Origin of the sequence: Candidatus Tisiphia endosymbiont of Thecophora atra, assembly GCF_964026395.1 — a bacterium.
In the GTDB taxonomy this organism is placed as follows: domain Bacteria; phylum Pseudomonadota; class Alphaproteobacteria; order Rickettsiales; family Rickettsiaceae; genus Tisiphia.
Genome location: NZ_OZ032145.1, coordinates 972,961 through 987,408 on the forward strand (window position 1 = coordinate 972,961; position 14,448 = coordinate 987,408).

Annotated in this window: 11 protein-coding genes; 4 read left to right on the plus strand and 7 right to left on the minus strand. The window is 33.1% G+C overall.

Features of this window, described 5'->3' with window-relative positions:
* Positions 1-3: 3 nt before the first annotated feature.
* The 5 genes from AAGD45_RS04715 to AAGD45_RS04735 form a co-directional block, all read right to left on the minus strand.
* Positions 4-2,877, minus strand: a complete 2,874-nt coding sequence (locus AAGD45_RS04715; protein ID WP_341760820.1) for an autotransporter domain-containing protein — start codon at positions 2,875-2,877, stop codon at positions 4-6.
* A gap of 113 nt (positions 2,878-2,990) precedes the next feature.
* Positions 2,991-3,938, minus strand: coding sequence for a hypothetical protein (locus AAGD45_RS04720; RefSeq protein WP_341760821.1), 948 nt, complete (start codon positions 3,936-3,938; stop codon positions 2,991-2,993).
* 218 nt (positions 3,939-4,156) lie between these two features.
* Complete coding sequence (locus AAGD45_RS04725) at positions 4,157-6,004, minus strand: PAS domain-containing sensor histidine kinase (protein WP_341760822.1); 1,848 nt, start codon at positions 6,002-6,004, stop codon at positions 4,157-4,159.
* Positions 6,005-6,062: 58 nt separating this feature from the next.
* Complete coding sequence (locus tag AAGD45_RS04730; RefSeq protein ID WP_341760823.1) at positions 6,063-8,060, minus strand: acetyl/propionyl/methylcrotonyl-CoA carboxylase subunit alpha; 1,998 nt, start codon at positions 8,058-8,060, stop codon at positions 6,063-6,065.
* Positions 8,061-8,081: 21 nt separating this feature from the next.
* Positions 8,082-9,626, minus strand: a complete 1,545-nt coding sequence (locus tag AAGD45_RS04735; protein ID WP_341760824.1) for an acyl-CoA carboxylase subunit beta — start codon at positions 9,624-9,626, stop codon at positions 8,082-8,084.
* 203 nt (positions 9,627-9,829) lie between these two features.
* Here AAGD45_RS04735 and AAGD45_RS04740 point away from each other — a divergent pair, with 203 nt between their 5' ends.
* The 3 genes from AAGD45_RS04740 (at position 9,830) to rpe (ending at position 11,387) form a co-directional block, all read left to right on the plus strand.
* Positions 9,830-10,249, plus strand: a complete 420-nt coding sequence (locus tag AAGD45_RS04740) for a carboxymuconolactone decarboxylase family protein (protein WP_341760825.1) — start codon at positions 9,830-9,832, stop codon at positions 10,247-10,249.
* A gap of 195 nt (positions 10,250-10,444) precedes the next feature.
* Positions 10,445-10,750, plus strand: a complete 306-nt coding sequence (locus tag AAGD45_RS04745; protein ID WP_341760826.1) for a hypothetical protein — start codon at positions 10,445-10,447, stop codon at positions 10,748-10,750.
* Positions 10,737-11,387 carry a ribulose-phosphate 3-epimerase gene (rpe, locus tag AAGD45_RS04750; RefSeq protein ID WP_341760827.1) on the plus strand — a complete coding sequence of 217 codons (651 nt, stop codon included), beginning with the start codon at positions 10,737-10,739 and terminating at the stop codon, positions 11,385-11,387. The genes AAGD45_RS04745 and rpe overlap by 14 nt, the downstream gene beginning before the upstream one ends.
* Here the strand turns inward: rpe and AAGD45_RS04755 are convergent.
* A complete protein-coding gene (locus tag AAGD45_RS04755) occupies positions 11,376-12,068 on the minus strand; it encodes a SprT family zinc-dependent metalloprotease (protein ID WP_341760828.1) in 693 nt (230 codons plus the stop codon). The genes rpe and AAGD45_RS04755 overlap by 12 nt on opposite strands.
* 83 nt (positions 12,069-12,151) lie before the next feature.
* Here AAGD45_RS04755 and AAGD45_RS04760 point away from each other — a divergent pair, with 83 nt between their 5' ends.
* Entirely contained in the window at positions 12,152-12,376 is a 225-nt protein-coding gene (locus tag AAGD45_RS04760) for a DUF6290 family protein (protein WP_341760829.1), read from the plus strand.
* A 377-nt stretch (positions 12,377-12,753) separates the two neighbouring features.
* On the opposite strand, the gene AAGD45_RS04765 is transcribed toward AAGD45_RS04760, so the two are convergent.
* Positions 12,754-14,424, minus strand: a complete 1,671-nt coding sequence (locus tag AAGD45_RS04765; protein WP_341760830.1) for an IS1634 family transposase — start codon at positions 14,422-14,424, stop codon at positions 12,754-12,756.
* Between the last annotated feature and the right edge of the window lie 24 nt (positions 14,425-14,448).

Here is a 14,448-nt window from a genome sequence, read left to right on the forward strand (position 1 = left end):
ATATTAAAATTTCACTGATCCATTAACATAGAAAGAGTGGGTAGTAAAACTTTTCTTTAAACTATAATCATAACCAGCACCTAATTCAAGTGCTGATACAGATTGCATGTTTATACAACCTCCTAAAGTGTACATAACATTTTTTGGAGATGGTCTTAGAGATTTTGTGATAGCTACTGTTTGAGTATGGTGTTCTATGCTAGTAAAATTAATAATGTCGGTTGAATTATTTAGTAGAATAGTCTGATCTAGTTTAAAGTGTACCTTAGGAATAATTGAAATATTTTTTACCAAAATGCGTTTACTGAAATCAATGCCAGTTTCAAATGATACTCTTTTTCCTTTCCTAGTTGGTACATTAATATTAAAATCTTTCCTATATTCTGTAAAATTTTTGATTAGAAAACGATCAAATATTATTCCTACCATTGGTTTGAACAAAAATTTATCTAAATCAACTTTATAGTGAGTTTCAAGCTTCGCACGTCCTACATAACCGTTAGTCTTGCTATTAATGGATATAGTATCTCTTTTCCCTAGATTTTTAATAAAGGCTTTACCATATTTAAGATAAGAACTCAGATACATATTTGGTGATAATGTATATTTGCTGTAAACTGCAGCTACATGTAAAATAATATTTTGCTTGTCATTAAAGATATTTTGAAATTTAGTATATGAATTTGCATTAGCATATGCGATTCCTATAATAAGTTCATCAAGAGGCTGTGCATCAAAACCTAGAACGAAGCCTTGCTGATTATTTTTAAAGGGTAAAGTATTTCCTTTTTGTTTGCTAGTAGACCTCATAACTTGAATCCACCCTCCTTTTTTAATATAATAATCATTATCCCCTGCCGCTACCATATTTACCGTAAAATCATGTTTTAATAGATTATTTCGACTACTTAAAGCATTTGAAATTAAATCCAAGTAATCAAATTCTATATATGTAGTATATTTTGCTATATTTTGTTCGATATCAAAATTAATAGGTGGGATATAAGATTTTTTTTCAACTAATGCTATAGTTTCTAGAGGAGTTTGAGGTGCAGCTGCAAGAGGCTGCTCATTAGTTACAAAATGTTCATCCTTCTGATGTTCATCTACATGTTGTCCATCTGCATGATGTTCAGCCTCAGGAGGTTGATCATTAGCTGCAAGATGTTCATCTGCGTGTTGTTGTTCATCTACATGTTGTCCATCTGCATGATGTTCAGCCTCAGGAGGTTGATCATTAGCTGCAAGATGTTCATCTGCGTGTTGTTGTTCATCTACATGTTGTCCATCTGCATGATGTTCAGCCTCAGGAGGTTGATCATTAGCTGCAAGATGTTCATCTGCGTGTTGTTGTTCATCTACATGTTGTCCATCTGCATGATGTTCAGCCTCAGGAGGTTGATCATTAGCTGCAAGATGTTCATCTGCGTGTTGTTGTTCATCTACATGTTGTCCATCTGTATCATGTTCAGCCTCCTGAGGTTGATCATTAGCTACTATTGGTACAGCATCTTCTTTAAACAATTCTTCTAACCCAAGATTATCTTCATCAAATATATCATGTTCAGCCTCAAGAGGTTGAACTGCAGGAGGATTATTTTCTACGTGGACTACATCTGCAGGAGGTTGAGGTACAGCCTCAAGAGGTTGAATTGCATGATGTTCTTCCTCGGGAAGTTGCTCATTAGCTACTATTGGCACAGCTTTTTCTTTAAACAATTCTTCTAACCCAAGATTATCTTCATCAAATACTTCATTTTGAACAACAACTACATTATCATGTACAGCTATACTCCTTTTTTGCCTTTTAGTAGGGGCTTGATGAACAGCTACTAGAGGCAGAACATTAGCTACATGATATTCAACTGTATGATGTTGTTCATGTGCATGATATTCAGCCTGCTGAGGTAGAACATTAGCTACAAGTTGTTCAACTGTATGATATACAGGCTTATCTACAAACTGTTCAACTGTGTGATATTCAGGTTCAGGAAGTTGAACATTAGCTACTATTGGCACAGCCTTTTCTTTAAACAATTCTTCTAATCCAAGATTATTTTCATCAAATATATCCTGTACAGCTATACTCCTTTTCTGCCTTTTAGTTTTGTAAAGTTTCGATGGATTCTCATATTCATGTAGTTCTATGTTGTTTTCGCTTACCCCTTGTTTATTGTCCACATTGTATACTACAACTTGGTCAACTACTGTGTGCGTTGTTGAAGATTGTTCTTGAGTTATTGGTAGGGGGGGAAACGTTACTACTGCTACTTCATCACTAGAATCAAGATTTGAAGCATCTGATGATCTTCTTGAATAATATTGTGGATCAAGTGGGGCTAATGAAGATGACCGTGAAAACCTTTTTAAGGGAATATCTATGAGGGATTCATCTTCAGAGTCGCTCCACTCTTCCTCTTCAGATTCTGGTGTGCTGTGATGAGAAAAAAATCCTTCGTCTAGTGATTGGGGTCGGGGGAATTGGAGGCTAAACGTACGAGTAATAGTTTTCTTATTTTTATAATGTTTAGGTTGTTCTGTTTCGATGCTATGCCTGCGAGTAATAATCTCCTTACGTTGATTATTACCGTCATTTTCTGTTGAAAATTCTTGCAATTCATCGTGTAAACTTTTAGTGTTTACTTGTGGTATAGCTTTATCGGTTAGCGTTTCATTATTAGGTTGAGTGGTATCTAATAGTAGAGGCGTAACAACAGAATCCTCTACTTGGTATGGTAATATCTCTGTTTGCATATTTAAGCTTGGAGTTGGAGATTGGTCATCAGGAGATATATAAGGTGATTTTACTGACACCAAACTATTAGAAGTTTGAGGTTGTGCTTTGATAATAGAAATAATGTGTGCTGCCACATCCATAAACTGTAGTTTCTTCTTTGGTAAAGTAGGTAATGAATTATTAGCCTCTTTACAATTTAACTTAGATGCAAAGTATTTTTTTGTTTCTTTTAACTTGCGGATTCTATCTTTTTTTATATCAATAGAACTTGATAGTCGGTCGTAATTATCTTTTTCTTGGTTGAGTATTGACTTTGCTGTTCTATCTCCCTTATCTTCTGTGCCAAATCTCCTAACTTTTTATTTACTTTATTAAGTTCAGTATCGAGAGTTTCTTTTTTGTTATCATCGTACTTTAGGTCTTGTGGATGTGGAGATATGTCTATTTTTTTTAGAATTTCAACTATAGTTGAATGATCTGAAAAATTGTCTTCGTAAATTTCGGGGTCTGTGTTTACTACGTTATATTCGCTCCCTCCTTGTTTGTTGTTCTCATTCTGCAAATTATCCAAGTATACAGCATCTTGAGGTAAGGTTTTCTCTAATTCTTCTTTTATTTTTAATAATAATTCGTCCTTTTCCACCAAAGCCGTTAGTTTAGCTTCTGATTGAGCTTTATAATATTCTTCATAATATTCTTCATCATTTCTCTTTATTAATTGATTTATTAGTATTAAACCTTTCTTCTTTATACTTTGCAGCGTTTCATTATATGATATCTCGTCTAAAATTTTTTCTTGCTCAAAAGTATATTCTTTCATTAACTCAAGAGACTTTAAAGACTCCTTTTCTAGTAAATCAACTGCTTCTGAATAATAATTGTTTTTTTTACCCAATGCTTTTGTTACTCTATGTGAATTGTATTCTTGTTCTAGTGTTTTCAACTCACCACGAGCTTCATCAATAAGTTGCCGAGTTGCCTCTATTTCATTTTCAAAGTATTCTCTATTAGTAGTTGGGTCTAAATGAGGTAGATTTATTTGCTCATTATTCACTCCTGCTGCCAAAACATTAGATGTACCAAACCCTTGTAATAAAAAAAATAGAATAAACAAAAAAAGAACAATTATGCACCTTGTTACTAAATATCTATTAGATATCTTAATAAGAAAGTTATTTTGTAGCTTGTTAAATAAAACCATTGTATTACCTATTAGTTAATTTATTTATTAAAGATTAATTAATGTTAACGCAATTGTCATAGTAAGGGAAAGTAAAAAGTGTATTTGTAATTTTATTTTTAAAGGAAAATTTACTAATATGTGATAAAAATCACGATTGCAGATTAAGTATATTGTTATAAAGTATGACTTTAAATATAAGAGAGTTACCAAGAAAAAAGTAAAGTAAGGAAAGAATATTAAGTGAAAATGTGATTTATCGACTTCGAATTATTGATCTTTAATTTTAATTCATCAGGGTTGAACGTTATGTTGACAATGGCCCCGCCCTCGTGCTTGTTTGCTAACTCTAGTGTTGCACAATGATCTTGTGCTATTTTTTTGATAATGGCTAGCCCTAAACCAGTTCCTTTAGATCTAGTTGTTATATAGGCTTCTGTAGCCCTATCAATTAAATTTGCTTGGAATCCTACTCCATTGTCATTTACTGTAATAGTAATCTGATGGTTAGACTTGGTTATAGAAACAGCAATAACACCTTGTTGAAATCTAGTAAGTCCTATAGATTCTTCGGCATTTTTTAATAAATTAACCATAATCTGATTAATTTGAGTTGTATCACAGATAAAATCTATGTGCTGATCAGTTGTGAGGAACTTATATAATATTTTATCATTAATTAATTTTCGTGATTCAACCATATTCTTTATAAGAATTACTAGATCACAATCCATAAATATTGGGGCTGGTAGTCTTGCAAAATTAACAAATTCAGAGACAATTTTCTTAATATCGTCAGTATGACGTACAATCATCTGTATGTATTTGTTGAACTCTGTCTTATCTTCAACTTGATTACTAAATTTCCTAAGTAATCTTTCGGAGGCAAGATGAATAGGCGTCAAAGGATTCTTAATCTCGTGAGCTACTTTCCTTGCTACGTCAGACCAAGCAAGTGCACGTTGAGCTATAACTAGATCTCTTTGTTGATGGTCAATTTGTTTAATCATCCTATTAAAAGCTGAGGATAAAACGCTTATTTCATCTTTATTAACAAGGTCTTCTGGTACTTGAATAGTTAAGTCACCATTTTTAACCTTTTCAGTAGCAATCACTAATTTCCGAATAGGCTTTACTATCTTTGTAGCAAAAATCATCCCCCAGCTTATTGCAGCTAATAGCAGTAATAAAGCAATAAAAATAAATACTATAGAAAATTTGATCTGCATACTGGATATATGTTTTTTAAGACGATAATATTCTTCAGCTGCACCGTTAGTTTTATCAATATGATCAATAATTTTAGCATCAATCAATCTACCTACCAACAAATATATATCATTATGATCTTTAAGTTTTGTAAGCATTCGAATCTTTTTAGGATCAGATTTTATCTCAACAATTTCTCCTAGCTCAGCTCTTTTCATTAAATGAGCTGGAATAGTAGCAAATGAAATTGCGAAACTTAAGAATGTATTAGCAATAACAGTATTAGTAGGTCTATGTAAAACCATAGCTTCGTCAAGAGAGCGCATCTCAACTTCAGTATTTAATGCTTCATTAAATGAAAGGGGATTATGTATTAAATTATAATACATTTCAGTTAAATCATCAGCGACGGATAATGCTGTTTCGCGTAACTGTAGTTTATGTTCGTCTATATAAGATTCTGCTACTATTATCGACTGATCAAGCACAGCAGAAATCTTTTTATCGAACCAAGATTGAATACCAAAGTTAAAGAAATATGCTGAAAAGACTGAAACAATAATGGTTGGAATTGTAGCAATTAAACTAAAGGCAATAATGATACGATTTTGTAATTTCGAAGACGTCTCCCTTTCACCTTTATCAATAAAATCTCGTAAAAATTTACGAGCTAATAAAATGCCTAAAAGTAAGAATACAGCAAGATCTACTAATATAAGCCCTATAACTCTACTTGGGTCTGGACCAAGAGATTTCGACTCAATTGAAATCACATAATAAGTCGAGCAAGCCAATATAATGGCTACAATTATTAGAACAAATATTAATTTACCGCTACTACAATATTTTTTAATATCTCGATAAAAGTAATTCAACATTTTTATTATTCAAAATCATTTGAGTATATTTGAAGTTCTACCCCTACCTAATTTAAACCTAAGCAAATTCAAGTAACACCTGCCCACTAATCACCTGATCTTTCTCATTAACTAGGATTTTAGCAATTTTCCCATTACGCTCAGCAACAAGTATATTTTCCATTTTCATGGCAGTTAAAACCATAATCTCTTGACCAATAACTACCTTACTACCTTCTTGAACCTTAATTGCAATAATTTGTCCTGCAAGCGGGGCGTGCAGTTCTGTTTGCTCTTCTTGGATATTTTTTGTAATCATCAACGCTTCTAGTTCAGACATCCGTGGGGAACGGACATAGGCTTTAACAGTAATACCTGAATGTGATAACATATAACCTGTTAAGATATTGCCAATTTTTACATTGGCTTTTCTACCATTTACAATACAGGAAAAGAGTCTACTACCTAAGTTCCAGTTACTACGTATATAAATTCTATCATTTTCTTGTCTTATATTATAACCATAATCTACTGATTTAATTAAAACTGGAAATAGTTTGTCATCAATTGATACAACCCATCTAGTACCGATTTTGTGAGTTTGATCGACTATTTGACCAGAGATTAACGAAGCACGTTTTTGTTCGGCAATATAAACAAAAATGGCTGTAGCTAGAAATATTTTAGTGATTTCAGAAGTTAAGCTTGCTCCAGAAAAACCATCTGGATATTCTTCTTCTATAAATGCAGTATTTATATCACCTGCTATAAAACGAGGATGTGATATTACTGCTTCTAAGAAACTAATATTATGAGAAATACCTTGTATTATGTAAGCACTTAAAGCAGAACGCATAACCTCAATAGCTTGTTCTCTAGTCTCTCCGTAAGTACAAAGTTTTGCAATCATTGAATCATAAAACATACTGACTTCTCCACCAAGTCCAAGACCTGTATCCACACGTATGTTAGCATTTTTTGGTGGTTCTGCATATTCAGTAATTCTGCCACTAGACGACAGAAATCCACGCATTGGATTTTCTGCACAAATTCTAGATTCAAACGCATGCCCCTTTAATTTTATATCTTCTTGAGAAAATGATAATTTTTCACCAGCAGCAATTTTTATCATCTCTTCTACTATGTCAATACCAGTGATCAGTTCAGTTACTGGATGCTCAACTTGTAGCCTAGTATTCATCTCAAGGAAATAAAAGTTCTTATCTAAATCAACTATAAATTCAACTGTACCGGCTGAGTAATAACCGACCTTGCTAGATAAAGCTAAGGTCTCTTTATACATTTTTTGCCGTATTTCCTCGGTAATAAAGGAGCTTGGGGCTTCTTCAATCACTTTTTGATGATAACGTTGAATTGAACATTCTCGCTCACCAAGACAAACACTGTTACCATACTGATCAGCTAATAATTGTATTTCAATATGCCTTGGGGACTGAATTAATTTTTCAATGAATAATCTACCATCGCTAAAATTATTTACTGCCTCAAGCTTAGCTGATTCAAAGGCATTAGCCATTTCTTCAGAGTTTTTTACCACTCTCATTCCACGACCACCACCACCAGCTGTTGCCTTAACTATAACAGGGAAACCTATTTTTTCTGCAATTTCTATGGCCTGATTTATATTGCTGATAGTACCAATATAGCCAGGGACTAGGCTGACTCCTGCTTCCATAGCGATTTTTTTTGCTTCAATTTTATCACCCATTTTCTTAATAGCAGAAGCATTGGGACCTATTAAGGCAACTCCTTCCCTTTTTAAGATATTTGCAAAATTTGAATTTTCTGATAAAAATCCATATCCTGGATGCACTGCCGAAGCGCCACTTGCTCTAATAGCATTTACAATATTTTTAATTGATAAATAGCTCTCAGTGGCAGGAGAATTGCCGATATAATACGCTTCATCAGCATATTGTACATGCATTGAATGTGTATCTGCTTCAGAGTATACGGCAACTGATTTAATACCCATCTTCTTTAGGGTTTGCATTATTCTCAAAGCTATTTCACCACGATTGGCGATTAAAATTTTATCAAATAATGGTTTAGTCATAAAATCTCGTGCTTAAGTATACTAAAGTGGTAAGTTATCATGCTTCTTCCATGGTAATTGTATTTTTTTGTTTTGAAGAAAGTTTAGTGCTTTACATATACGCCATCTAGTATTTTGAGGCTTTATAATATCGTCTAAGTATCCTCTAGATGCTGCAGCGAAAGGAGAAGTAACAGTATCTTTATACTCTTGGATTTTTCGTTTTTTTGATTCTGGATCTTTGCATTCTTCTTTAAATATTATTTCAGCAGCTCCTTCAGCCCCAAGTACTGCAATTTCTGAGTTGAACCACGCGTAATTTACATCACCACGAAGATGTTTTGAGTTCATCACTATATAAGCTCCACCATAAGCTTTCCTAGTGATTATGGTAATTTTTGGTACAGTCGCTTCAGCGTACGCATATAACAATTTTGCTCCATGTTTAATAATTCCGTTATGCTCTTGATCAGTGCCAGGTAAAAAACCTGGTACATCAACTAGAGTTACTATTGGGATATTAAACGCATCACAAAAACGAACAAACCTTGCTGCCTTTCTTGATGCGTTAATATCTAAACAGCCAGCTAAATGTAATGGTTGATTCGCAACAAATCCTATAGGTCTTCCTTCCATATAACCAAAGCCGATTATAATATTTCTAGCAAAATCTGGTTGCAGCTCAAAAAACTCCCCTTCATCAACAATACGCTCAATTAATTCTTTCATGTCATAAGCTTTGTTCGGAATGCTTGGGACTAAGGTGTTTAGGGACATATCAACCCGATCAGCTGGGTCTTCGGTACGACGATGTGGCAGGGGGCTACGATTTGATAGAGGTAAAAAATTAAAAAATCTTCTAGTTTCTAGAAGTAGCTCTATATCATTTTTAAAAGCAAGGTCAGCAACACCACTCTTGGTAGTATGCATTTTTGCCCCGCCAAGTTGTTCTTGGCTTACTTCTTCACCTGTAACAGTTTTAACTACGTCTGGTCCTGTTACAAACATATAAGAAGTATTTTTAACCATGAATATGAAATCTGTTAAGGCGGGAGAATAAACAGCACCACCAGCACAAGGTCCCATAATTAAGGTGATTTGTGGAATAATACCGGAAGCAATTACATTACGTTGAAATAATTCTCCATAACCACCAAGGGCGTCAACCCCTTCTTGAATTCTTGCACCTCCCGAATCATTTATGCCAATAACTGGTGCTCCTACTGCTAAAGCAGAATCGAGTATAGTGCAAATTTTCTTAGCGTGATATTCTCCAAGAGATCCACCTAACACCGTAAAATCTTGGCTATACACAAAAACCAACCTACCATTTATGGTGCCATGTCCAGTTATTATACCGTCCCCTAGGAATTTTTTGTCGTTCATGCCAAAATTACTGCATCTATGTTCAACAAACATTCCTGTTTCTTCAAAACTCTCAGGATCTAGCAATACTTCTATCCTTTCTCTTGCAGTAAGTTTACCTTTTTTATGTTGTAAGGCGATTCTCTCTCCCCCCCCACCTTGACGGGCATTGTTACGTTTTTCATCAAGTGATTCAGGAGAATTTACAATATGTTGATTCATTATGGCTATACTAGTTCATTATAAAATCATAACCTGTAGTATAATAATAAAATGTCGAAAAGATAGTAGAAATTTATTTGAATAGTTATAGAATGTAACTTACTACTGAATTTGTCAGTTCTTTACTTGACAGATGAAATGGTTTAGATATAGACATTGTTCAGGAATAATATTTACTAAATAACTAAATCCAAAGGAAAAAAATGAACTATGTCGAAATCTCTAAGAACACAATGTCATGTATATATAAATCTTATGAAAGTCTTAATGAATCTCCTCTTGATAAGGGACTAAGATACTTAATTGAACTGAGGGTATCACAAATAAATAGCTGCTTTTATTGTTGCAATTTACATCTTACAGATGCTAGAAAGAATAATGTCCCTCAAAAGAAGTTAGATTTATTACCAATTTGGTCTTCTAGTAAAGAGGTATTTAGTGAAAAAGAAATTATAGCTCTAAGATGGTGTGAATTAATAACGCGGGGTTTCTTCGAGGAAATTGACGCAATGAAAGATGAAATATTACAGTATTTTTCTGAGAGAGAAATTGTAGATATTACTATTTGTATTTCAATTATGAATGCCTTAAATAGAATAGCTATAAGCTTAAAAACATTTTAACTGTGGGTATACTACTCGTAAATGAAGAGTTGGTAGACGAAGGTCAACTTCAAGAAGAGCTAGGAGTGTCAAAGTCGAGCAGCGGAGCGTACATTAGTACGTGAGCAGCGGAGATCTTTAGACACGACGACGTCAATTCTTGAAGTTCACCGAGTATATATATCTATAGTTTTTGGGTGGTATAACATAAGTGATATGTATTTTATAGAATGCAGTAAAAAACTTAAAAAAGTTTATAGGAAGGGTTTTATAACAAAGGAAAAACAGCAGAAGCAAAAAAGTTTTATAGTTAATTCAGTTGGACTTGATACTAGGAGCGAGGATCGAAGCCGAAAATTACTAGGTAAGCAACCGAGCAACAACGTATGCAAGTCCAAATCAATTAACTATAGTGACAGTAAATTTCAAAAACTGTCTAGGGCTTTAAAACAGAATATAGCAAGAAGAAAAAATAGCCAAAAAGTTCATATTGAGGATAAAAACAAAAGTGAAAATAATTAAGATCGCACCTTCGTTACTATCAGCAGATTTTGCTAATTTGCAAAAAGAAATCAGTGCTTTAGAAGAAGCTGGTGCTGATATGATCCATATAGACGTTATGGATGGACATTTTGTACCTAACTTAACATTTGGGCCTCCTATAATAAAAGCTTTAAGACCTCATACTACATTACCATTTGACGTACATTTAATGATTAATAACCCGGAATATTCGATTAAAGACTATGCTAGTAGCGGAGCGGATATTATCACTATCCATCCTGAAACCACTATTCATCTTGACAGAACTTTAAGTATTATTCAAAATTTAGGGTTAAAAGCTGGGGTGGCACTACTTCCTTCTGCAAGTCCAAATTTTATAGATTATATTATTGATAAAATAGATCTAATTCTAGCAATGACCGTAAATCCCGGTTTTTCTAGCCAAAAATTTATAGAGAATCAGCTAGAGAAAATCAAAATTATTTCAGAAAAAATCAAAAATTTTGGTAAACCTATAATGCTTTCTGTAGATGGAGGAATAAATGATGTTACCGGTAAGAACTGTATAAAAGCTGGAGCTGATATTTTAGTATCAGGTAATTTTATTTTCCAATCAAAAGATTATCAAAAACAAATGGACTTACTAAGACATTAAATATTGATGGAGATTATTGCCATTTTCCTTAAGCCATAATCTAGCCAACTTATAGTCTGGATAAAGTTTTGCTACTAAATTCCAAAAATGAGGACTGTGATTCATTTCAATTATATGACATATTTCATGGACCACTAAGTATTTTAATATTTTTTTTGGAGCAAAAATAAGACGCCAATTAAAAGCAAGTACAGCCTTACTAGAGCAACTTCCCCATTTGCTCTTATTATTCATAATTTTAATTTTAGTAAAGTTTATATTATGTTCTTTCGCTAGAAGAGTAGCAAGTTTTGTGGTTTCTAGTAACAACATATCTTTCAAAAACCTTACTAAAGTACTTTTGTGTTGTGAGGGTAAAGAATATATTTGAATAACATCATCTGTGATTTGTACTTTTTTATAATCTGCATCAATATTTAATAACGAATATACTTCGTCAAAGACTGTTATTGTGTTATAATCAAAGGGGGGTTTGTTTAAGAATTTTTGTAGTTTTTGCCTAACCCAAGATTCTTTTTCTAATAAAAATTTATATCCTGTATTAAAATTTTTATTAGGTAAAACTAATTCAGCTCCTTTGTGGTTTATTCTAATGCTAATTCGTTTGGCTTTATTACTATATCTTACTGGAATGTCAATATCAGCCCCTAGTTTGTCTAAAGTAATCTGCTGATGTTTCATGTTTAAAATCTAATTTAAAAATTATTATTAATATAGTATATTGATAATAATAGTTAATTAAATTTATTAAGAGTAACTTAATTATGCATACTTTATCTTTTAACGTAGATGATCAGTTAAATGAACAAATTGAAACTTTTGCTAAAGTACATGACCGTAGTAAAGCCTATGTATTAAGAAAAGCTGTAGAGTTATATTTAGTCGATCAAAAGGATCTTACAATTGGCAGGCAAGCTTTAGATGAGTTTTATAACGATGGTTTTAAAACTTATTCATTAAATCAAATTAAAAAGGAAAATGGCTTATAGTATTCTGTTTACGGATCGTAGTAGAAAACAATTTTCAAAATTAAATAAAGATATACAACAGCGTATAATTCACTATTTGGAAAGCAGAATCTCTATTAATCCTCATGATTTTAATCTTCGTCTATCAACTCTTCATTTACGAGTAGTATAAATACTAGCTAATATTATTTTATAGCCAATGATAGTATCATATGATACTATCATTTTATGAATAAAAACCCACCTTTTCAAGTAAGTAATAAAATACTTACATTACTGCAAGATATTGCATATGAGCTTGGTATTTTATCCCCCGACTTCCGCATTTTTTAATAAGGCATAAGCTTAGAAGGCTCATAGTGCTAGGATTTTTAAAATTTAGGCACAACATTATTTTGTTATTTTAAATATATTTCAGCATGGTCTGAACGCTTGATGTTAAAGGTTTTATAGATTTTTCTAGCTTCGTTTTTTATTGCACTTGGTAGTCTATAAAGATCACCAGTCTTTGTATGTCTTAAGATTGAAGCCTGTACTGATATTAATAATTCAACGATGTTAGTTACACTGATCTTTTGGGTCAGAGCAACCTTGTATTCTATAGTTTTAAGCACTGCAAAACTCATATAACACACAGCTATGTGTGCTTCTATCCTTTGTTTAGTCCAGTGAAAAATTGGACGCATTTGTAAATTATGTTTATTGATTCTAAATTGCTCTTCAATTACCCATAATCTAGCATATTTTGCTATTGCTTCATGTGGAGTTATAGTTTGGTCATTGGTGATTACCCCATGTATGCCATCCCACAACGCATCCTGCTCTATCTTCTCTGCGTCAATATAGCTCTTGCCATTTTCACTAGAAGTATATTTTTTTACTCCACTATTAGATATAAGTTTTTTAGTACTACCAGACTCACCAATAGTCTTATTAATTTTATCTAAAATTTTTTGTCGCTCCTGTGCATCATTAATAGCCCTTTTAGATTTATAACTGGTAATTAGACGTTTACCATCATGCTCTAGATCGGCAATCCAAGTAAGATCATTGCCTATAACAGTAGGCTTATAGTTTTCCTCTGATAATATTTCTTCTTTCTTTTCTTTCTTGAGTGTTTTAAGCTTTGCTGCCACAATATAACGATAACCACCTTCATCGAGAGCTTGCAAGTTAGCTTTACTAAACATTGCACGATCAGCAATAAAACAGACATCTTTAACTTTAAGATACGCTTGCCAGCTGTTAATTGATTTAATTAAGGTGCTAACTTCTGCGGTATTACCACTAAACAGCTCATAGCCAAGTGGTAATCCATCCTCATTAGTTGCTAGGGCAAGAACTAGTTGGGTAGTATTAAAGCGATGATCTTTACTATAGCCAAAGGCTCTTAGCTCATCTATTTCTACTGATTCAAAGTATAGTGTAGTGACATCAAAAAATACTAGGCTAATCTCTTTATTAGGAATCAGGGTTAGGGTGTTTTTAAAGCATAATTCTTTAATTTTAGGTATTTGCTCATGTAATTTGTCCATCATCCGATAAGTAGCATCTAGATCATGATGCCTGTCAAATTGATCGCTTAAATACTCAACTATCCCTTTTTTACTATTTGGTCTTACCATACGGGCTAACACTAAATCCTTCAGCATCCCAGCGTCACGTTTCCTTGCTAGTAACTGGTTAAAATGCATTTGATCATAAACATGCCCCCCTATTTGATGCACTCCTTCAACAACTCGCTTGACTTCTACAACCTCATTTAGTTTTACTTCGTTAACAGGTAGAATATCTTTTAACAACTTGTTAGTTGGACGACCTCTTTTAACCTCGTTAGTATCATCAGTAAACAAATTCCTCTGCCCAATTGCAGCTTCTCTCTCAGCTTTAATCTTGGCAATCAAATCTTGTGCTAGGGCAACTAATTTAGCTTCTTCTACTTCATCTATGAAGACTCCTAAATGACGTACTATACGCTGTTTGACGTTACCTTTACTATCACGATAACCTTCCACTATTTGAATAGATTGCCTTGGACTATTAGGAGTTTTTTTACGACGTATGTACATATTAGGGCTATAAAATATGAGGCT